Raw genomic sequence first — 19619 nt, 5'->3', positions numbered from 1 at the left:
TCCGGATTACCTGCAATCCCCGTGGGAGCGGCTTCAGCCACGATAAAGCTCGCCGCTGAAGCGCCTCCTACAGGTGTGCTTATTCCTCCGCCTGCACGTTGCGGTACATCTGCAACCGCGCTGCTTCATGCAAGCCACGGCTCAGCGCCAGCAGGCGCTGGAACTCCTCGGGGTGGCGCGCGGCGACATTGTCGCGCGGTGTCGGCGAGTGCAGGTCGTGCAGGGTCGGCGAGCTGCCGTCGTACTGCATCTGCACGAGAAAATCTCGGGTCACCGCGCCGATCACCGGGAAGCTGCCTTCCTGCAGCACCAGCGGCACCACACGTTCGCCTTCCGGCGTTGGCAGTTGCAGGTCGCGACCGAGGCCGCCGTTGTCGAAGGGCACGCCGACCAGCCCGGCCACCGTCGGCAGCAGGTCGGCCAGGCCCACGGCCGCGTCAAACTCGCGCGGCGTCAGCCATTTCGGTGCATGGATCAGCAGCGGCACGTTGTTGCTCTCCAGCCCCAGCTGCTCGAAGGCCGGCGCCATATGCGGGATCTGACTGATGCGGGTGTTGTGGTCGCCGAAGAAGACGAAAATGGTGTCGTCGTAGAAGCCCTGCTCCTTGGCCAGCTGCATCAGGCGGCCGATGTTGAAGTCCAGCAGGCGCACGGCGTTGTACTGCTCGACGCTACGCGAGCCGGCCTGTTGCACCTGCTCCAGCGGCAGGTCGAGCGCCTCGAAGCCGTCGTTGTCCCTGGGGATGGTGAAGGGCCGGTGGTTGCCGGAGGTCTGCAGGTAGGCGAAGAACGGTTTTTCCTTCGGCAGCGCGCCGAGAATCTGCGAACTCTCCTTGAAGAAATCCAGGTCGGAAATACCCCACACGTCCACCTGAGGCGACTGCCAGTGGCGCTCCTCATAGAGTTGCACGCCGTCGATGCTCTGGCGGATCAGTGCATTGATGTTGGCCCAACCGGCGTTGCCGCCGATCATGTAGAACTTCTCATAACCGTCGAGCGCGTTGATCAGCGTGCGCTGGCGAGCGATCAGCGGGTTGCGCGTGGCGGTCTCCTGACGCGATACATCAGGGATGCCGGTGATGCTTGCCCACACCGTCTTGGCGGTGCCGGTGACCGGCACGTAGAAGTGACGGAAGAACCAGCTTTCCTGAGCCAGACGATCCAGATTGGGCGTCGGGTTCAGCGGGTTGCCGTAGGCACCCACGGCGCTGGTGCCGAGCGACTCGAGCATGACGAAGACCACGTTGGGCGGGCGCTCGGTGGCAATGCGGTGTGCCTGCACGGGCTGGTGGCGGAAGAAGTTCAGCGCCTGCGCATCACGCTCGCTGACGCCCAGGTAATCGGCCACCACCTCGTAATGCTCGCGCGTGGCGGCTTCGTCGAAGGCGGCAGGCTCCAGCTTGAGGGTGTCGAAGAGAAACAGCGCCGGATTGATCCCGAGCGCACCCACCTGACTGTTACCGCTGTAGAAGGCATCGCTCCAGCGCAGCGGCACCGGGTTCTCGAGGTTCAGCGCGCTGGCGCGGCCGAGCAGGCCGAAGAACACCAGCACACCCACCACTGCCGCGCCACCGACTGCCGACAACACGCCGACTCGCTGTATTTGCGGTCGATCCAGGGTGGCGCGCTCCAGGCGCAGCAACGCCCAGGCCCACAGCGTTACGCAGGCCAGCCAGGCCAGGGTGATCCACAGCACCGGGTAGGTCTGCCAGAGCATGCCGGCGGAAATCTGCGCATCGCCGGCAAAGCGCAGCACCGTGGCGTTGAGGCGTACGCCCAGGTAGGCGTAGTGGCCAAAATCGATGATGTACAGCAGGCCTAGCGCGGCCACGGCCGATACTAGGTAACCACGCAGCAGCCAGCGCACGGCGCGAAAACGCGCCAGGCGCAGCTTGGGCAGCGCCAGCAGGAGGCCCACCGGCAACATCAGCAACAGCGCCAGGCGCAGGTCGAAGCGCAGGCCGATGCCGAGGGTGCGCAGCACGTCCGGCTCGCTGATGCTCTCAACAGCGGAAAAGCCCAGCAGAAACAGCACGCGCAGGGCGGCGAAGAGCACGAACAGCAACGCTGTCAGGCCTGCCAGGTAATGCAGGCGGCGGGATTTCAGCCAGCTCATACGAGTTTCCTTGCCGGTCGAGCCAGCAGCCAGCGCACAGCGGCGCTGAGCAACGCGCCCAGGCTGTAGAGGGCCAGGTAAGGGTCGATCAGGTAGTCCCAGTAGTTTTCCGAGGCATTCAGGCGCAGGGTGAACGCCAGGGTCGCCAGCACCAGCGCCAACGCGCCGAGCCAGCTGCGCTGGAGGATCAGTACCAGGCTCAGCAGGCCCAGCACCAACAGCATCGGCCGGGGCTCGAAGCCCAGCTGGTACGGGTCGCTGTAGCTCAGGCCGAGTGCCGCCGGGTAGAGCAGCACAGCCAGGCCGGCGAACAGCGCCAGGCTGGCCAGACGATCACGAGGGCTGACACCCGGCAAGCCGAAACGGCACAGCGTTGCACAGCTCAGCAGCACCAGGCTGCTGATCGACAGGTCGCCGATATAGGTGCGCACCTGCAGCGCCAGGCTGATGCCCTGCAGCGGCAGCAGGCCCAGTAGCAGACAGCCCGCCAGCAGAATGCCGCGCTGCGCCGCAGTGCGCGCCAGTCGAACGAAGATCAGGAACAACAGCAACGTGAAGGCCAGGTACGGCAAGCAGAAGTCAGTCATGCGGGCGGCGCTCCGTCAGCCAGGCTTCGTTGAAGGCCAGGTGCTTGATAAACATGTCGTTCCACGAATAGACCAGGTGGTAAGTGCCATCGGCGCTACGGCTGAAATAGGGGTATTCGTAATCGAAGTCGCAGCCACTGCTGCTGCACATACGCGCACTGACCTGCTCGAGAAAGCGCGCCTCGTGCTCGGGGCGACCGCCGCTGGCGCGGAACTTCTCGCGAATCACCGTCGGGAAATCCGCCGGCGCGATGGGTTCCCCCCAGGGATTCGGGCTCTCGTCCAGCTCACCGAGGGTGCGCCAGTTTTCCAGCTGGCTGTCGGTGGTGTAGAGGGTCAGGCGGAAGCGCCCATCCTCCAGATCGTTCATCGCCACCAGCAGGCTGCCGTCCGGACGCCCGACGGCGGCCAACGACGAGTTGGGATTGCTTGGCTCCAGCGGTTGCGGCGTGCTCCAGCTACGACCGCTGTCCGTGGTGTGACTGGCCAGCACACGGTGGTACTGCTCACCGGCATAACGCAGCAGCGCCACCGCACGCCGTTCATCCAGCGCCACCACCGTTGGCTGCAGCGAATAGCGGCCCTTGCCGATGCGGTACTTGCCCAACACCTTGCCATCCGCGCTCAGGTGCAGGTACTCAGGAAACTTGCCGAGAAACTCGTGATACACCGGCAGGCCAATGCTGCCGTCGGCATGGAACACCGGCGCAGCGCGCACCAGGGTGCTGATGTTGAGAAACGGACTGGTGACGAGCTGACGTGGCGCCGACCAGGTTTGCCCGAGGTCATCAGAGACCATGGCGTTGACCGCGCTGCCGGCCCAACCGCCAATCGACACAGAGACGTAGAACAGCCACAGGCGCTGGTCCGGTGCCAGGCTGATCACCGGGTTGCCCAGCTTGCGAATGTGCTTGCCGACCGCGCGCTGAGTCGACTCGCGGCTGGCGAGTACGCGCTCGGCCCCCCATTGGCCACTGCCGGCATCGAAACGCGCGGCGCGGATCTGCACGTCAGCCGCGCCCTCACGGCTACCGGCGAACCAGGCCGCCATCAGGTCGCCACCCGGCAGACCGGTGATCGATGCCGAGTGCACGAAGTCGTCCATATCCGATGAGGCGAAGCGCGCCCTGAATGCCGGTGCGCTGACCGGCGCCGCTGCGGCGCTGGCAAAGGCAGCCGGTGGCTGTGCCGGGGCGCGGTACCAGGCCAGGGCAAACAGCATCAGCACGGCCATGAGCGATGCCGGCAGGACAAACTGCCTGGTCATGGCTTGGCCATATGCGCGGTGGCGACTTCAGCCACGGGCGTGGCATCGACCGGGTTGTAATAGATTTCGACTTTCTTGCCGTTGCCGTCGAGGCCGTAAACCTCGTAACAATTACCCGGGGTGATGCGGAACTTGGTGATTTGCAGCCCCTGACTTTTCATCTGCTGGCGAAAGTGTGATTCCTTCATCCAGCTGGCGCGGTCAGCGCTTGGGCATTCCACATCCGCCAGCACGGGCGTGGCCAGCCACGCGCATAGCAGCGGCAACACCTGGCGTGGCAACTTGCGAGTCTGATTGAGCATGCTCTGCCCCCTTGTCGGCAATGAAGGGGCAGAGCCCCGGCGGGGCGCACCATGCGATTTGCAGGCTTAAGAAAAGCTTAAGACTCATGGCTTGTTACAGTTTGCGCGGCGCCATCAGCGCTCGGCGGCCGCCAAATTTGGCCATTTCGATCCCCTTTTGGCCGTTGCCAGCGTTCTCCATCCGGGCGTGCAGGCGAACAATGCAGGCACAATAACAAGCCTGGAGCCGTGTCACATGCTCACCTTTTACAGCGACGACCATCACCTGCACCACGGCAGCTGCGAGCTGATCGACGGCCAGCTGATGCCCTGTTTCGAGAAACCGCAACGCGCCGACCATATCCTGGCGCGCGTCCAGCATCGCCAGCTCGGTGAAGTACGTCCGCCGCAGGATTTCGGCCTGACGCCGATTGAGCGTATTCACAGCGCCGCTTATCTGGACTTCTTCAAGGGTGCCTGGGCGCGCTGGCAGGCGCAGAACGGCAACGGTGACCTGCTGCCCTTCACCTGGCCGGCACGCACCCTGCGCCAGGTCATCCCGAACGATTTGCACGGCCAGCTCGGCTATTACAGCTTCGACGGCGGCGCGCCAATTACCGCCGGCACCTGGCAGGCGGCTTACAGCGCCGCACAGGTGGCGCTGAGTGCCCAGGCCGAGATCGCCAAAGGGGCCCACAGCGCCTTTGCCCTGTGCCGTCCGCCAGGTCACCATGCCGCTGGCGAGCTGATGGGCGGCTACTGCTACCTGAACAACGCCGCCATCGCCGCCCAGGCCTTCCTCGATCAGGGCCACAAGAAGGTGGCGATCCTCGATGTCGACTACCACCACGGCAACGGCACTCAGGACATTTTCTACAGCCGCAATGATGTGCTGTTCGCCTCGATCCACGGCGACCCGGCCGAAGAGTTCCCGTTCTTCCTCGGCTATGCCGATGAACGCGGCGAGGGGGCCGGTGAAGGCTGCAACTTCAACTACCCGTTGCCGATGGGCAGCCCGTGGGCCGTGTGGAGCGCCGCGCTGGACGACGCCTGCCAGCGGATTGCCGAATACGGTGCTGAAGTGATTGTGGTGTCGCTGGGTGTAGACACCTTCAAGGACGACCCGATTTCCCAGTTCAAGCTCGACAGCCCGGATTACCTGGCCATGGGCCGCCGCATCGCCGCCCTTGGCAAGCCGACGCTGTTCGTCATGGAAGGCGGTTATGCGGTGGAAGCCATCGGCGTCAACGCCGTCAACGTACTGGAAGGTTTCGAAGCCGCTCACGCATAAGCCGTACAGGCCTAGCCAACACAACATCAATAATGATTCAGGGGTGAGACACGATGAACACGATCAAACACCTGCTCGCCGTCGCCATCTGCGGCGCCACCCTGCTGGCCACGGCGGCCCAGGCGCAAACACCCGAAAAACCGCGCGAGCTGCGCGTGTACAACTGGGCCGACTATATGCTGCCGTCGGTGCCCAAGGACTTTCAGGCCAAGAGCGGTATCCAGCTGACCTGGGACGTGTTCGACACCAACGAGTCGCTGGAAGCCAAGCTGCTCACCGGCAACTCCGGTTATGACCTGGTGGTGCCGACCAACACCTTCCTCGACACCCAGATCAAGGCCGGGGTGTTCCAGAAACTCGACAAGAGCAAGCTGCCCAACTGGCAGCATCTCGACCCCGGCCTGCTGCAGCTGATGACCGCCAACGACCCCGGCAACCAGTACGCCGTGCCCTACATGTACGGCACCGTGCTGATCGGCTTCAACCCGGACAAGGTCAAGGCCGTGCTCGGTGCCGATGCGCCGGTGGACAGCTGGGACCTGATCTTCAAGGAAGAGAACATCAGCAAGCTCAAGCAGTGCGGCGTGGCCATGCTCGACTCACCCGGCGATATCCTGCCGATTGCCCTGCACTACCTGGGCCTCGACCCCAATAGCACCAAGCCTGAAGACTACGAGAAAGCCAGCGCACTGATGCTGAAGATTCGCCCCCACGTCGCTTACTTCCATTCCGCCAAGTACATGACCGATATCGCCAACGGCGACATCTGCGTGGCCATCGGCTATTCGGGCAGTTTCTACCAGTTCGCCAACCGCGCCAAAGAAGCCGGTAACGGCGTAGTGGTCGACTGGCGTCTGCCGAAGGAAGGCGCGCCGCTGTGGTACGACTCCTTCGCCATCCCGAAAAGCGCCCTGAACGTTGCCGAGGCTCATGAGTTCCTCAACCACCTGCTCGACCCCAAGGTGATTGCGCCGGTCAGCGACTTCCTCGGCTACCCCAACCCGAACAAGGACGGCATGCCGCTGGTGGGCGCGGAAATTCGCGACAATGCCGGCCTGACCCCAACCGCCGAAGCGCAGAAGACCCTCTACGTGCTGCAACCGCTGCCGCAGAAGATAGAGCGGGTGCGCACGCGGGTGTGGAACACCATCAAGTCGGGCACCTGATCGCCCAGCAGCCGCTGGCAGGCGTTCGGTTTTCCGAATGCCACGCCACTGAATAATCGCCCAGCCGAACGGCTGGGCGTTTTTCATCCGCCAAGAGATAAAATTTATTCATACATTTCAATAACTTAATCAATCATAAAAACCCTCGATGGCCTGGCATACATCCTGCTCCCTGTACCGGCAGGAATGCGATAGCTCTTCCAAGCCAGCGGCTAGCCCAACAGGTGCCTGCCGCCCATAAGAACAACATCGAGGAACAGATTCATGCGTATTGTCCCCCGCGTACTGAGTGCGGCCATCGCCGCCGCCCTGATCAGCAGCCCGGCCTTCGCCAGCGAACTGACCGGCACCCTGAAGAAGATCAAGGACTCCGGCACCATCACCCTGGGCCACCGCGACGCCTCCATCCCCTTCTCCTACTTCGGCGACAACCCGCAGCACCCCGTGGGCTATTCCCATGACCTGCAGCTGAAAGTGGTTGACGCGATCAAACAGGAACTGGGCCTGCCGGACCTCAAGGTGCGCTACAACCTGGTCACCTCGCAGACCCGTATTCCGCTAGTGCAGAACGGCACCGTCGACCTGGAGTGCGGCTCCACCACCAACAACATCGAACGTCAGCGCCAGGTGGACTTCTCCGTCGGCATCTTCGAAGTCGGCACCCGCCTGCTGACCAAGAAAACCTCGGGGGTCAACGACTTCCCCGACCTCAAGGGCAAGAACGTGGTGACCACCGCCGGCACCACCTCCGAGCGCCTGCTGAAGATCATGAATGCCGAGAAGCAGATGGGCATGAACATCATCTCGGCCAAGGACCATGGCGAGTCCTTCCTGATGCTCGAATCCGGCCGCGCCCTGGCCTTCATGATGGACGACGCCCTGCTTTACGGCGAAATGGCCAAGGCCAAACAGCCGGCTGACTGGGTGGTGGTCGGCGAGCCGCAGTCCTTCGAAATCTACGGCTGCATGATGCGCAAAGGCGACGAAGGCTTTAAGCAGGTGGTCGACAAGGCCATCAGCGCCACCTTTGCCTCCGGTGAAATCAACGCCATCTATGACAAGTGGTTTATGCAACCGGTGCCGCCAAAGGGCCTGAACCTGAATTTCCCCATGAGCGATGAACTGAAAAAGCTCATTGCCAACCCGACCGACAAGTCTGCCGAGCAGATCTGACGGTATGCCTGCCGCCGCTTCACAAGAGCGGCGGTAGACGGGGAACCGGAAGCACCCGTCTTCCACCTTCCACCTGACTGGATCGAGGCACGTTCGCCACCCGCGAACGGGGCAGGCACGCACCTGCCCGGCCTCCTCCGACCCACGGCCTATTTCGCGACACCCAAAGGGCAACCCAAATGAACTACAACTGGGACTGGGGCATCTTCTTCAAGTCCACCGGCATCGGCAGCGAGATCTACCTGGACTGGTTCGTCACCGGCCTGGGCTGGACCATCGCCATCGCCATCGTTGGCTGGATCATCGCCCTGGCGCTGGGCTCACTGCTCGGCGTGATGCGCACGGTGCCGAACCGCTGGATCGCCGGCATCGCCACCGCCTATGTGGAACTGTTCCGCAACGTACCGCTGCTGGTGCAGCTGTTTCTCTGGTACTTCCTGGTGCCAGACCTGTTGCCCGAGCCGTTGGAAATCTGGTTCAAGCAGGACTTGAGCCCCGCCACCTCGGCCTACCTCAGTGTGGTGGTGTGCCTGGGCCTGTTCACTGCGGCGCGGGTCTGCGAGCAGGTGCGTACCGGCATCCAGGCGCTGCCCAAAGGCCAGACGGCCGCTGCCTACGCCATGGGGTTTCGCCTGCCACAGATCTACAGCAACGTGCTGCTGCCGCAGGCCTACCGCATCATCATTCCGCCGCTCACCAGCGAATTCCTGAACATCTTCAAGAACTCCTCGGTGGCCTCGCTGATCGGCCTGATGGAGCTGCTGGCGCAGACCAAACAGACCGCCGAGTTCAGCGCCAACCTGTTCGAGGCCTTCACCCTGGCCACGTTGATCTACTTCACCCTGAACATGAGCCTGATGCTGCTGATGCGCCTGGTCGAAAAGAAAGTCGCCGTGCCCGGTCTGATTGCCGTGGGAGGTAAGTGATGGATTTCAGTGCAATCGTTCCGGCCCTGCCAGGCCTGTGGGATGGCATGGCCATGACCCTGCAGCTGATGGTCATGGGCGTTATTGGTGGCGTGGTGCTGGGCACGCTGCTGGCGCTTATGCGCCTGTCGCACAACGTGTTCCTATCTAAGCTGGCGGCCACCTACGTCAACTACTTCCGCTCGATTCCGTTGCTGCTGGTGATCACCTGGTTCTACTTTGCGGTGCCGTTCATCCTGCGCTGGATCACCGGCGAAGACACCCCGGTGGGTGCCTTCACCTCGTGCCTGGTGGCCTTCGTGATGTTCGAAGCGGCGTACTTCTGCGAGATCGTCCGCGCCGGCATCCAGGCCATCCCCCGTGGCCAGATGGGCGCCGCCCAGGCGCTGGGGATGAACTACGGGCAGACCATGCGCCTGATCATCCTGCCGCAGGCGTTCCGCAAGATGACCCCGCTGCTGTTGCAGCAAAGCATCATCCTGTTTCAGGACACCTCGCTCGTTTACACCGTGGGCCTGATGGACTTTCTCAACGCCGCCCGCTCGCGCGGCGACATCATCGGCCAGCCCCATGAATTCCTGATCTTCGCCGGTCTGGTGTACTTCCTCATCAGCTTCTCCGCCTCGTTGCTGGTCAAGCATCTGCAAAAAAGGTTAGCCGTATGATTTCCATCAAAAACGTCAACAAGTGGTACGGAAACTTCCAGGTGCTGACCGAGTGCAGCACCGAGGTGAAGAAAGGTGAAGTGGTGGTGGTGTGCGGGCCGTCCGGTTCCGGCAAATCCACCCTGATCAAGTGCGTCAACGCCCTGGAGCCGTTCCAGAAGGGCGACATCGTGGTCGATGGCACCTCGATTGCCGACCCGAAAACCAACCTGCCTCAGCTGCGTTCACGGGTCGGCATGGTGTTCCAGCACTTCGAGCTGTTCCCGCACCTGACCATCACCGAAAACCTGACCATCGCGCAGATCAAGGTGCTTGGCCGTAGCAAGGCCGAAGCCACCGAGAAGGGCCTCAAACTGCTCGAGCGGGTCGGCCTGTCGGCGCATGCGCACAAGCACCCTGGCCAGCTCTCCGGCGGTCAGCAGCAGCGCGTGGCGATTGCCCGTGCATTGGCGATGGACCCAGTGGTGATGCTGTTCGACGAACCGACCTCGGCCCTCGACCCGGAAATGGTCAACGAGGTGCTCGACGTGATGGTGCAGTTGGCCCAGGAAGGCATGACCATGATGTGCGTGACCCACGAGATGGGCTTTGCGCGCAAGGTCGCTGACCGGGTGATCTTTATGGACGCCGGGCAGATCGTCGAAGACTGCGCCAAGGAAGAATTCTTCGGTGACGTCAGCCAGCGCTCCGAGCGCGCCCAGCTGTTCCTCGCGAAGATTCTCCAGCACTAACCCCAAACCTGGGACCAGGCCGCTGAGCGCTTGTGGGAGGCGCTTCAGCGGCGATTGGCCGATCCGGTTGGAACAAGCAGGCGTTAGAGCAAAGCAGGCTGCCAGAGCCGCAAGCCCCTCCACCGGATTACGCGCGCCCACAACTACCCAGCCAGGGAGGACTGTGATGCAATGCTCCACCGCCCCTCCTCGCGCCGTGCCGCCAGCCCTGACCGTGAAACCGCGCCTTGCCCGTGTTCTGCTGCTGATCCTGTTGCTGCTCCTGCTGGTTCTCGGCTGCGGTTACGCCGGCTATTACCTCAGTGAACGCAGCGGCATCCGTGACCTGGCCGAAAACGGTGAACGCCAGCTCGAGCTCAATGCCCGTGCGGTCGAAAGTGAAATCACCAAATACACCTACCTGCCCAGCCTGCTGGAACTGGAATACAACGTCGGCCGCCTGCTGCAAACGCCCACCACCTACCGTAGGCAGCTGGTCAACGACTACCTCGAAGGCCTCAACCAGCGCAGCGGCAGCCTGGCCATCTACGTGCTGGACCGCAGCGGCCGCGTGCTGGCCACCAGCAACTGGCGCGAGCCAAGCAGCTACCTGGGGGAAGACCTGTCGTTTCGTGCGTATTTTCAGGACGCCATCGAGGGCAAACCGGGGCGGTTCTACGGCATTGGCAGCACCACCGGCGAGCCCGGTTACTACCTGGCCCACGGCCTGAAAAGCGGCGAGCGGATCATCGGCGTGGCGGTGGTCAAAGTGCGCCTGGACAGCCTGGAACAGCGCTGGCAGCGCGCCCGCCTGCAGGCCTATGTCAGCGACGAGAACGGCATCATCATCCTCTCCAGCAACCCCAGCCGCCGCCTCAAGGCTGTGCATTCGCTGGGGCCGAATACCCGTGAGCGCCTGGCGCGCAGCCTGCAATACCATTGGTGGGCGCTGGAAGAGCTGCAACCGCTGGCCCGCCGCCGCCTCGGCGACGGCCTGGAGCAGGTCAGCTTTGCTGGCGACCAGGACGGCGAGGCGGACGCCGGGCCGATTACCTACCTAGCGCAGACCCGGCCGCTGGACGACACGCCCTGGCACCTGACCCTGCTTACCCCGCTGCAGGATCAGCGCAGCGCTGCCCTCAGCCACGCCATGCTGGCCGCCGTGGCCTGCGCCCTGCTGATTTTCCTCGGCCTGGCGCTGAACCAGCGGCGCAAGGTGATCGCCACCCGCCTGGCTGCGCGCGAAGCGCTGGAGCAGGCCAACAACGAGCTGGAGCGCAAGATCGCCGAGCGCACCGCCGACCTGCAAGCCAGCAACCAGCGCCTGCAAGCCGAAGTGCGCGAACGCCAGCAGGCGGAAACCACCCTGCGCCAGGCCCAGGATGAGCTGGTGCAGGCCGGCAAACTGGCGGTGATCGGGCAGATGTCCACCAGCATCGCCCATGAGCTGAATCAACCACTGGCCGCACTGCGTACCCTGTCCGGCAACACCGTGCGCTTCCTCCAGCGCGGCGCGCTGGATGTGGCCAGCAGCAACCTGCAAACCATCGGCGAGCTGGTCGACCGTATGGGCAAGATCACCGCCAGCCTGCGCGCCTTTGCCCGGCGCAGTGGCGACCAGGGCGAAGCCAGCCTGGAGCAGGCGGTGGACGCGGCCCTGCTGCTGTTGCAGAACCATCCCGGCTATGCCGCCGTGCAACTGCACCGCGACTATGCCCAAGGCCCGGCCGACGTGCGCCTGGCCATCGAACAGACGCGCCTGGAGCAGATTCTGGTCAACCTGATCGCCAACGCCCTCGACGCCATGAGCGAACAAACCGAGCGCCAGCTCTGGCTGAGCGGCCAGGATGATGGCGACCGCTACCGCCTGACCGTACGCGACAACGGCCCAGGGATCGCCGCCGATGTGCGTGAGCACCTGTTCGAGCCGTTCTTCACCACCAAACCCGGCGAGAAGGGCCTCGGCCTTGGCCTGACCCTTTCCGCCAGCCTGGCCGCCGCCGCGGCCGGCAGCCTGACCGTGCAACACCCGGACAGCGGCGGTACCGCCTTCGAGCTGAACCTGGCCAAAGTCACCCCAGGAGAACCCACGCCATGAGTGAGCCGCTAAGCGTCCTGATCGTCGAAGACGACCCCCACGTGCTGCTCGGTTGCCAGCAGGCACTGGCTCTGGAAGACATTCCCAGCGTCGGCGTGGGCAGCGCCGAAGAAGCCCTGCAACGCATCGATGCAGACTTCGCCGGCATCGTGATCAGCGATATCCGCCTGCCCGGCATCGACGGCCTGCAACTGCTAAGCCGCCTCAAACAGCGTGACGCCAGCCTGCCGGTGGTGCTGATCACCGGCCACGGCGACATCGACATGGCGGTCAATGCCATGCGCGACGGCGCTTACGACTTTATGGAGAAACCCTTCTCCCCCGAGCGCCTGGTGGACGTGGTGCGCCGCGCCCTGGAACAACGCAGCCTGGCCCGCGAAGTGACGGCCCTACGCCGCCAACTGGCCGGCCGCCAGGCCTTGGAGCAACGCCTGATCGGTCGCTCGCCGGCCATGCAGCAACTGCGCGAGCTGATCGCCAACGTCGCCGACACCGGGGCCAACGTGCTGATCGAAGGCGAAACCGGCACCGGCAAGGAATTGGTCGCGCGCTGCCTGCACGACTTCAGCCGGCGTCAGGCCAAGCCGTTTGTCGCGCTCAACTGTGGCGGCCTGCCGGAAAATCTGTTCGAGAGCGAAATCTTCGGCCACGAGGCCCACGCCTTTACCGGGGCCGGCAAACGGCGCATCGGCAAGATCGAACACGCCAACGGCGGCACATTGTTTCTCGATGAAGTCGAGAGCATGCCACTGAACCTGCAGATCAAACTGCTGCGCGTATTGCAGGAACACAGCCTGGAGCGCCTCGGCTCGAACCAGTCAGTGCAAGTGGATTGCCGGGTGATCGCCGCGACCAAGGCCGACCTTGAGCAGCAGGGCAAGGCCGGTCAGTTCCGTAGCGACCTCTACTACCGGCTCAATGTGGTGAGCTTGGCCCTGCCGCCGCTGCGCGAACGCCGCGAAGACATCGGCCTGCTGTTCGAACACTTTCTGCAACTGGCCGCGCTGCGCTTCGACCGCCCCGCGCCAGTGCTCGACCGCCAGACCCTGACCCGCCTGATGGCCCATGACTGGCCGGGTAACGTGCGCGAACTGCGCAATGTCGCCGAACGTTTTGCCCTGGGCCTGCCGGTGTTCAAAGGCAGCGAGCTGAGCAGCGCCAGCAGCCCGAGCTTTGCCGAAGCGGTGGAAGCCTTTGAACGCAACCTGCTCAGCGACACCCTCGGCCGCCACGCCGGCAACCTCAGCCAGGCCGCCCAGGCCCTGGGCATGGCCAAGACCACGCTGTTCGACAAGGTGAAGAAGTACGGCCTGCAATAGGCCGCCTCGACGGGCTAGATCACACCGGCACCAGTACCGGCCTCCAGTTTGCGCCACAACAAGCGCACCGCGGCCTTGCGCACCAGGGCGCAGCGGTACAGGCGGATTTCCAGCGGTGCCTGCCATTGTTCATCGCCACACACCACCAGCTCACCCCGGGCCAGTTCGGCGGTGACGCTCAGCCGCGGCACCCAGGCCACGCCCATGCCTTGCAGGGCCATGCTTTTCAGGCTGTCGGCCATCGCCGTTTCGTACACCGTGGTCGAGCGCAGCGCGCGTTGGCGCAGTAGCAGGTTGACCGAGCGACCGAGAAAAGCCCCGGCGCTGTAGGCCAGCAACGGCACGCTCTGGCCGCTGGTCAGGTCAAACAACGGCGCACCGTTGTCGCCCACCGCACACACCGGGAGCATCTCGGTGCGGCCCAGGTGCAGCGAGGGGAAAATCTCCGGGTCCATCTGCAACGCTGCGTCCGGGTCGTAGTAGGCGAGGATCAGGTCACAGGCGCCTTCGCGCAGGGCGTGCACCGCTTCGCCCACGTTGGTCGCCACCAACCGCGTATTCAGCGGCAGGCCTTCGCTGCGCAGGCGGGCGATCCATTGCGGAAAGAAGCCCAGGGTCAGCGAGTGCGCAGCGGCAATCTGCAGCACCTCACCCTGCTGGCCTTCCAGGTTGTGCAGATGGCGCACCACCTCACCCAGCTGCTCGACCATGCTGCGGGCGGTGACCAGAAACAGCTGGCCGGATTCGGTCAGCTCGATGGGCGTGCAGGCACGGTTGACCAGCGTCAGGCCAAGCGCCGCTTCCAGGCTGCGGATGCGCCGGCTGAATGCCGGCTGGGTAACGAAGCGCTTCTGCGCTGCCTGAGAAAAACTGCGGGTAGCGGCCAGGGTGACAAAGTCGTCCAGCCATTTGCTTTCCAGGTTCATCGTTACTCCTGCCTATGTAGGGTGTGGGGCGCTTTAGCGGCGATGGGCGCGGCTGAAGCCCCTCCCACAGGTACGCTGTACGTCCAAACAACTGGAGACGTCACACCCACATTATGCCGATTATGCATGACCCAGCGTTTAACAGCATTGGCCAGCTTCAGGCCGCAGCCCCTAATCTACGGGACATCGCGGCATATGCCGTATTTCCTGAGATGACCTTGATCATGTCCGCTGCTGCATCCACTCGCCTCGAAAAAGACCTGCTCGGCACCCTTGAAGTCCCCGCTGATGCCTATTACGGCATCCAGACCCTGCGCGCTGTGCAGAACTTCCGCCTGTCCGGCGTGACGCTGTCGCACTACCCGAAACTGGTGGTCGCCCTGGCCATGGTCAAACAGGCCGCTGCCGACGCCAACCGCGAGCTGGGCCACCTGTCCGCCGCCAAGCACACGGCGATCAGCACTGCCTGCGCACGCATCATTCAGGGCGAGTTCCACGAGCAGTTCGTGGTCGACATGATCCAGGGAGGCGCGGGCACCTCGACCAATATGAACGCCAACGAGGTGATTGCGAATATTGCCTTGGAGGCCATGGGTTTCGAGAAAGGTGACTACAAGCAGCTGCACCCGAACAACGACGTGAACATGGCGCAGTCGACCAACGACGCCTACCCCACCGCCATCCGCCTCGGCCTGCTGCTCGGCCACGACAGCCTGCTGACCGCGCTGGACAAGCTGATCCAGTCGCTGTCGAAAAAGCACCTGGAATTCGGCCACGTCTTGAAGATGGGCCGCACCCAGCTGCAAGACGCCGTACCCATGACCCTCGGTCAGGAATTCCGCGCCTTCGCCACCACCCTCGGCGAAGACCTGCAGCACCTCAAGCTGCTCGCCCCGACCCTGCTCACCGAAGTCAACCTGGGCGGCACCGCGATTGGCACCGGGATCAACGCCGACCCGCAATACCAGCTGCTGGCGGTCAAGCGCCTGGCGATCATCAGCGGCCACCCGCTGACCCCGGCCGCCGACCTGATCGAAGCCACCTCGGACATGGGCGCCTTTGTGCTGTTCTCCGGCATGCTCAAACGCACGGCGGTGAAGCTGTCGAAGATCTGCAACGACCTGCGCCTGCTCTCCAGCGGCCCGCGCACCGGGATCAACGAAATCAATCTGCCGGCGCGCCAGCCGGGCAGCTCGATCATGCCCGGCAAGGTCAACCCGGTGATCCCCGAGGCGGTCAACCAGGTGGCCTTCGAAGTGATCGGCAACGACCTGGCGCTGACCATGGCGGCCGAAGGCGGCCAGCTGCAGCTGAACGTGATGGAGCCGCTGATCGCCTACAAGATCTTCGACTCGATCCGCCTGCTGACCCGCGCCATGGATATGCTGCGCGAGCTGTGCATCGACGGCATCACTGCCAACGAAGCGCGCTGCCGCGAGCTGATGGAAAACTCCATCGGCCTGATCACCGCGCTGAACCCTTACATCGGCTACGAGAACGCCACGCGCATCGCCAAGGTCGCGCTGGACAGCGGACGCGGCGTGCTGGAACTGGTGCGTGAAGAGAAGCTGCTGGGCGACGCCGAACTGGCCGACATCCTGCGCCCGGAAAACATGATCGCCCCGCGCCTGGTGCCCCTCAGCCAGTAAGCGAACCCCTGCGTAACAGGAGGCTCCCCCGCCTCCACTCCTCAAGGGATGGCCACGGCCATCCCTTTTTTTGCCTGGCGCTAATGCGCATTCCAGGCCTGACGCAACGCTGCCAACGCCTCATTGATCTGCGCCTCGGGCACCGCGGCAAAGCCCAGCACCAGCCCGGCGCGCTGATCTTCAGGCGTGCTGCTGCCTGGCAACCAGTAACTGCTGAGCGCGCTGATCTCCACGCCAACCCGGGCGGCGGCGCTGATCAGCTCGCGCTCGCGGGCCAGGCTGTCGACTCGCACACACAGGTGCAACCCGGCTTCCACCGCCGGCAGCGGCGCACAGCCCGGCACATGTTCAGGCCAACCGGCCAACAGCGCATCGCGCCGGCTGCGGGCCGCCGTGCGCATGCGGCGGATATGCCGCTGAAAATGCCCGGCGGCGATAAAGTCGGCCATCACTGCCTGGGTGCCGATTTCCGAATGACGCATATCCAGCGCGCGACGCTGGGCAAAGGCTTCGGCCAGCGCGGGTGGCAATACCAGGTAACCCAGCCGCAGGGCTGGAAAGGCGATCTTGCAGAAGGTGCCGACGTAGAGCACCCGGCCCTGGCGGTCGAGCGCCGCCAGGGGTGCCAGCGGCGTGCCGCTGTAGCGGTATTCGCCGTCGTAGTCGTCCTCGATGATCAGGCCGTTATGGTGCTCGGCCCACTCCAGCAGCTGCAGGCGCCGCGCCAGCGACAGGGTGACGCCGGTCGGGTACTGGTGCGAGGGCGTGACATAGACCAACCGGCAGTCTTCAAGCTGAACCAACGCCGGAACATCCAAGCCTTCGCCATCCACCGCCACGCCGCACAGCTGCGCCCCGGCTATCGCCAGGGCATGGCCGGCGGCACGGTAGCCGGGGTTTTCCACGGCCACCCGTGCGCCCGGCGTGACCAGCAACTGCGCGCATAGGCTGATGGCCTGCTGCGCGCCATTGGTGACGACGATCTGCGCCGGGTCGCAGTGCAGCCCGCGACTGTTGCGCAGATAGGCGGCAATCAGCTCGCGCAGCTGCCAATCGCCAGCCGGGTCGCCATAGCCAAGACGCGCCGGCGATGGCTTGCGCCAGAAGCGCGCGGACAGGCGCGCCCAGGTCTCGAAAGGAAATAGATCAAAGGCCGGCACGCCAACGCGAAACGCCCGTGGCGCGCCACTCAAGGGCGGGTTCAGATGATGGCTCTGCAACAGCTCCAGCGCCGGGCTCTGCGTGCTGACGAGTGGTTGCGCGGGCACCAGCCGCTTCACCGCGCTCAACTCGGCCACATAAGTGCCGGCACCGATGCGCCCCTCGATATAGCCCTCGGCGTACAGCTGATCGAAGGCGCGCGTCACAGTGTTGCGCGAGATACCCAGCAGGTTCGCCAGATCACGGCTGGCCGGCAGGCGTGTGCGGCTTTGCAGGCGACCATCGAGGATGCGCTCGCGCAGCGCCTGATACAGCTGACGCGCCAGGCCGCGCTGTGGGTCGAGGTGAATGCCGGACAGATCGACCGGCAGCGGTGCAGCGGACGAAATGACCATGCCGATTGGCTCCATAGAAGTCGCAGAAAGTGGATCTTACAACAGGCCAATAGGCGGCCTAGCATAGCTCCATCCGCTCAGGCCCCGTTTCGGAAAAACAGCCATGTACACGCCCGCCGCCTTTCGCCAGGACGACCTCGCCACGCTGCACCAGCAGATGCGTGCCACGCGCCTGCCGACCTTGGTCAGCCATGGCGCAAACGGCTTGCTCGCCAGCCACCTGCCATTGCTACTGGAAACGGATGAAGGCCCCTACGGCACGCTGTACGGCCACTTTGCCCGGGCCAACCCGCAGTGGCGCGATCTGGCGCAAGGCAGCGCGGCGCTGGTGATCTTCCAGGGCGCAGAGGCCTATATCAGCCCGTCCTGGTACGCCGCCAAGGCCGAGCACGGCAAGGTGGTGCCGACCTGGAACTACATCAGCGTGCAGGCCCATGGCCGCGCGGAAGTGTTCGATGACGCCGAACGCCTGCTGCAGCTGGTCAGCCGCCTCAGCGATCAGCATGAAGCCAAGCGCCCGCAGCCCTGGGCCGTCAGCGATGCACCGCGCGAGTACATCGACAGCATGTTGCGCGCCATCGTCGGTTTCGCCCTGCCCATCGAACGCCTTGAGGGCAAATGGAAACTCGGGCAGAACCGCAGCCAGGCCGATCAAGACGGCGTGCGCGAGGGTTTGCACGCCAGCGTTGACCCACGCGACCGCGAACTGGCCGCACACATAAACGACAGCTACTAACCCAAGGAAGAACCATGTCTATCGAAATCCGCCCCGTCAGCACTGACGATCACGCCGCCTGGTTGCCGCTGTGGCAGGGCTACCTGCACTTCTACCAGAGCGAGTTGCCCGCCGAGGTCAGCGCCATGACCTGGCAGCGCTTTCTCGACCCGAGCGAGCCCACCCATGCCGCCCTCGCCTGGCGCGACGGCCAGGCTGTGGGGTTGGTGCAGTGGATCTTCCACCGCACTAATTGGGCGGTGGAACACAGCTGCTACCTGCAGGATCTGTTTGTCGGTGCCGATCAGCGAGGCGGCGGCATCGGCCGGCTGCTGATCGAGCACGTCTATAGCCAGGCCCAGGCGGCCGGCAGCAGCCGCGTGCATTGGCTGACGCAGGAGACCAACTACCCAGGCCGTCAGCTCTACGACCGCATCGCCGAGCGCTCGGGCTTTATCCAATACCGCAAACAGTTCTGAACAGGAGCCGCCGCATGCCCCAGCAACCGCTACGCGACTGGCAGCCCGTGCCCACCCCGGCCCCCCAGGCCGTGAATGGCCAGTATGTGCGCCTCGAACCCCTCGACCCGACGCACCATGGCGACGACCTGTGGCAGGCCCTGCAAGGCCCGGACAGTGACCCACGGCTATGGGACTACCTGCCTTACGGCCCCTTCGGCGAACGTGCGGCATTCGATGCCTGGCTAAACGGCAACGCCGCCAGCCCAGACCCACTGTTCTTCACTGTGATCGAGCCAGAAAGCGGCCGCGCGCAAGGCCTGCTCAGCTACCTGAATATCGCCGCGCAGCACGGCAGCATCGAGATTGGCCATATCTGCTACGGCCGCGTGATGCAGCGCAGCGTGCAGGCCAGTGAGGTGATCTACCTGCTGGCCCAGCATGCCTTTGCCAACGGCTACCGCCGCCTGGAATGGAAGTGCAACAACGACAACGCGCGTTCCAAGCGCGCGGCCGAGCGCTTCGGCTTCAGCTACGAGGGGCTGTTCCGTCAGCATATGGTGATCAAAAAGCGCAACCGCGACACCGCCTGGTACTCGATTATCGACAGCGAGTGGCCGGCACTTGCCGCCGGCTACGGGCGCTGGCTGGCAGCGGACAACTTCAGTGCCGACGGCCAGCAGAAACAGCGCTTAGAGGACCTGCGGTAACAGCAC

At 64.2% G+C, this 19619-nt stretch carries 18 protein-coding genes; 12 read left to right on the top strand and 6 right to left on the bottom strand.

Annotated elements, in window-relative coordinates:
- Nucleotides 1–79: 79 nt before the first annotated feature.
- The 4 genes from ACOCLD_RS03525 to ACOCLD_RS03510 are packed head-to-tail and all read right to left on the bottom strand — an operon-like array spanning nt 80 to nt 4272.
- Nucleotides 80–2116 (bottom strand): LTA synthase family protein, encoded by a 2037-nt coding sequence (locus ACOCLD_RS03525; protein WP_422910879.1) that lies wholly within the window; start codon nt 2114–2116, stop codon nt 80–82.
- On the bottom strand, nt 2113–2703 hold the full coding sequence (locus tag ACOCLD_RS03520) for a hypothetical protein (RefSeq protein ID WP_422910878.1): 591 nt from the start codon (nt 2701–2703) through the stop codon (nt 2113–2115). Before ACOCLD_RS03520 ends, ACOCLD_RS03525 begins: the two co-directional genes overlap by 4 nt.
- The gene (locus ACOCLD_RS03515) at nt 2696–3937 is read right to left on the bottom strand and encodes a sialidase family protein (RefSeq protein ID WP_422910877.1); all 1242 of its coding nucleotides are present in this window, start codon (nt 3935–3937) and stop codon (nt 2696–2698) included. Before ACOCLD_RS03515 ends, ACOCLD_RS03520 begins: the two co-directional genes overlap by 8 nt.
- A 29-nt stretch (nt 3938–3966) precedes the next feature.
- Nucleotides 3967–4272: a PepSY domain-containing protein gene (locus ACOCLD_RS03510; protein ID WP_422910876.1), complete on the bottom strand. Its 306-nt coding sequence runs from the start codon at nt 4270–4272 to the stop codon at nt 3967–3969.
- Nucleotides 4273–4507: 235 nt separating this feature from the next.
- Between ACOCLD_RS03510 and ACOCLD_RS03505 the strand changes: the two genes are divergently transcribed.
- From ACOCLD_RS03505 to ACOCLD_RS03470, 8 genes are all read left to right on the top strand, one after another.
- The gene (locus ACOCLD_RS03505; protein WP_422910875.1) at nt 4508–5542 is read left to right on the top strand and encodes a histone deacetylase family protein; all 1035 of its coding nucleotides are present in this window, start codon (nt 4508–4510) and stop codon (nt 5540–5542) included.
- A gap of 53 nt (nt 5543–5595) precedes the next feature.
- Nucleotides 5596–6708 (top strand): polyamine ABC transporter substrate-binding protein, encoded by a 1113-nt coding sequence (locus tag ACOCLD_RS03500; protein ID WP_422910874.1) that lies wholly within the window; start codon nt 5596–5598, stop codon nt 6706–6708.
- 264 nt (nt 6709–6972) lie between these two features.
- A complete protein-coding gene (locus ACOCLD_RS03495) occupies nt 6973–7881 on the top strand; it encodes a glutamate/aspartate ABC transporter substrate-binding protein (RefSeq protein ID WP_422910873.1) in 909 nt (302 codons plus the stop codon).
- A gap of 179 nt (nt 7882–8060) precedes the next feature.
- A complete protein-coding gene (locus ACOCLD_RS03490; protein ID WP_257776511.1) occupies nt 8061–8807 on the top strand; it encodes an amino acid ABC transporter permease in 747 nt (248 codons plus the stop codon).
- Complete coding sequence (locus ACOCLD_RS03485; protein WP_233683172.1) at nt 8804–9472, top strand: amino acid ABC transporter permease; 669 nt, start codon at nt 8804–8806, stop codon at nt 9470–9472. Before ACOCLD_RS03490 ends, ACOCLD_RS03485 begins: the two co-directional genes overlap by 4 nt.
- Nucleotides 9469–10203, top strand: a complete 735-nt coding sequence (locus ACOCLD_RS03480) for an amino acid ABC transporter ATP-binding protein (protein ID WP_422910872.1) — start codon at nt 9469–9471, stop codon at nt 10201–10203. Before ACOCLD_RS03485 ends, ACOCLD_RS03480 begins: the two co-directional genes overlap by 4 nt.
- 166 nt (nt 10204–10369) lie before the next feature.
- Nucleotides 10370–12280, top strand: coding sequence for a sensor histidine kinase (locus ACOCLD_RS03475; protein WP_422910871.1), 1911 nt, complete (start codon nt 10370–10372; stop codon nt 12278–12280).
- Nucleotides 12277–13599: a sigma-54-dependent transcriptional regulator gene (locus ACOCLD_RS03470; RefSeq protein WP_422910870.1), complete on the top strand. Its 1323-nt coding sequence runs from the start codon at nt 12277–12279 to the stop codon at nt 13597–13599. The genes ACOCLD_RS03475 and ACOCLD_RS03470 overlap by 4 nt, the downstream gene beginning before the upstream one ends.
- 14 nt (nt 13600–13613) lie before the next feature.
- Here the strand turns inward: ACOCLD_RS03470 and ACOCLD_RS03465 are convergent, their stop codons facing one another.
- Nucleotides 13614–14525: a LysR substrate-binding domain-containing protein gene (locus ACOCLD_RS03465; protein ID WP_257776506.1), complete on the bottom strand. Its 912-nt coding sequence runs from the start codon at nt 14523–14525 to the stop codon at nt 13614–13616.
- Between the two features lie 224 nt (nt 14526–14749).
- Here ACOCLD_RS03465 and ACOCLD_RS03460 point away from each other — a divergent pair, with 224 nt between their 5' ends.
- The gene (locus tag ACOCLD_RS03460; protein ID WP_422910869.1) at nt 14750–16174 is read left to right on the top strand and encodes an aspartate ammonia-lyase; all 1425 of its coding nucleotides are present in this window, start codon (nt 14750–14752) and stop codon (nt 16172–16174) included.
- Nucleotides 16175–16254: 80 nt separating this feature from the next.
- On the opposite strand, the gene ACOCLD_RS03455 is transcribed toward ACOCLD_RS03460, so the two are convergent.
- Complete coding sequence (locus tag ACOCLD_RS03455) at nt 16255–17730, bottom strand: PLP-dependent aminotransferase family protein (protein WP_422910868.1); 1476 nt, start codon at nt 17728–17730, stop codon at nt 16255–16257.
- A 103-nt stretch (nt 17731–17833) separates the two neighbouring features.
- On the opposite strand from ACOCLD_RS03455, the gene ACOCLD_RS03450 reads away from it, so the two are divergent.
- The 3 genes from ACOCLD_RS03450 to ACOCLD_RS03440 are packed head-to-tail and all read left to right on the top strand — an operon-like array spanning nt 17834 to nt 19613.
- Nucleotides 17834–18466, top strand: coding sequence for an FMN-binding negative transcriptional regulator (locus tag ACOCLD_RS03450; RefSeq protein ID WP_422910867.1), 633 nt, complete (start codon nt 17834–17836; stop codon nt 18464–18466).
- Nucleotides 18467–18480: 14 nt separating this feature from the next.
- Nucleotides 18481–18924, top strand: coding sequence for a GNAT family N-acetyltransferase (locus ACOCLD_RS03445; protein ID WP_422910866.1), 444 nt, complete (start codon nt 18481–18483; stop codon nt 18922–18924).
- A gap of 14 nt (nt 18925–18938) precedes the next feature.
- Entirely contained in the window at nt 18939–19613 is a 675-nt protein-coding gene (locus ACOCLD_RS03440) for a GNAT family N-acetyltransferase (protein ID WP_422910865.1), read from the top strand.
- Nucleotides 19614–19619 lie beyond the last annotated feature (6 nt).

The sequence above is a fragment of the Pseudomonas cimarronensis genome (genome assembly GCF_049331905.1).
Classification (GTDB): Bacteria; Pseudomonadota; Gammaproteobacteria; order Pseudomonadales; family Pseudomonadaceae; genus Aquipseudomonas.
Note: the sequence above shows the minus strand (reverse complement) of the source record. Positions and strands in the feature narration are given on the sequence as shown.

Coding starts and splice junctions, on each gene's coding strand:
- ACOCLD_RS03505 (WP_422910875.1), top strand. CDS start 4,508: ATGCTCACCTTTTACAGCGACGACCATCACCTGCACCACGGCAGCTGC.
- ACOCLD_RS03480 (WP_422910872.1), top strand. CDS start 9,469: ATGATTTCCATCAAAAACGTCAACAAGTGGTACGGAAACTTCCAGGTG.
- ACOCLD_RS03470 (WP_422910870.1), top strand. CDS start 12,277: ATGAGTGAGCCGCTAAGCGTCCTGATCGTCGAAGACGACCCCCACGTG.
- ACOCLD_RS03440 (WP_422910865.1), top strand. CDS start 18,939: ATGCCCCAGCAACCGCTACGCGACTGGCAGCCCGTGCCCACCCCGGCC.
- ACOCLD_RS03515 (WP_422910877.1), bottom strand. CDS start 3,937: ATGGCCGTGCTGATGCTGTTTGCCCTGGCCTGGTACCGCGCCCCGGCA.
- ACOCLD_RS03455 (WP_422910868.1), bottom strand. CDS start 17,730: ATGGTCATTTCGTCCGCTGCACCGCTGCCGGTCGATCTGTCCGGCATT.
- ACOCLD_RS03525 (WP_422910879.1), bottom strand. CDS start 2,116: ATGAGCTGGCTGAAATCCCGCCGCCTGCATTACCTGGCAGGCCTGACA.
- ACOCLD_RS03520 (WP_422910878.1), bottom strand. CDS start 2,703: ATGACTGACTTCTGCTTGCCGTACCTGGCCTTCACGTTGCTGTTGTTC.
- ACOCLD_RS03500 (WP_422910874.1), top strand. CDS start 5,596: ATGAACACGATCAAACACCTGCTCGCCGTCGCCATCTGCGGCGCCACC.
- ACOCLD_RS03510 (WP_422910876.1), bottom strand. CDS start 4,272: ATGCTCAATCAGACTCGCAAGTTGCCACGCCAGGTGTTGCCGCTGCTA.
- ACOCLD_RS03465 (WP_257776506.1), bottom strand. CDS start 14,525: ATGAACCTGGAAAGCAAATGGCTGGACGACTTTGTCACCCTGGCCGCT.
- ACOCLD_RS03450 (WP_422910867.1), top strand. CDS start 17,834: ATGTACACGCCCGCCGCCTTTCGCCAGGACGACCTCGCCACGCTGCAC.
- ACOCLD_RS03445 (WP_422910866.1), top strand. CDS start 18,481: ATGTCTATCGAAATCCGCCCCGTCAGCACTGACGATCACGCCGCCTGG.
- ACOCLD_RS03460 (WP_422910869.1), top strand. CDS start 14,750: ATGTCCGCTGCTGCATCCACTCGCCTCGAAAAAGACCTGCTCGGCACC.
- ACOCLD_RS03475 (WP_422910871.1), top strand. CDS start 10,370: ATGCAATGCTCCACCGCCCCTCCTCGCGCCGTGCCGCCAGCCCTGACC.
- ACOCLD_RS03490 (WP_257776511.1), top strand. CDS start 8,061: ATGAACTACAACTGGGACTGGGGCATCTTCTTCAAGTCCACCGGCATC.
- ACOCLD_RS03495 (WP_422910873.1), top strand. CDS start 6,973: ATGCGTATTGTCCCCCGCGTACTGAGTGCGGCCATCGCCGCCGCCCTG.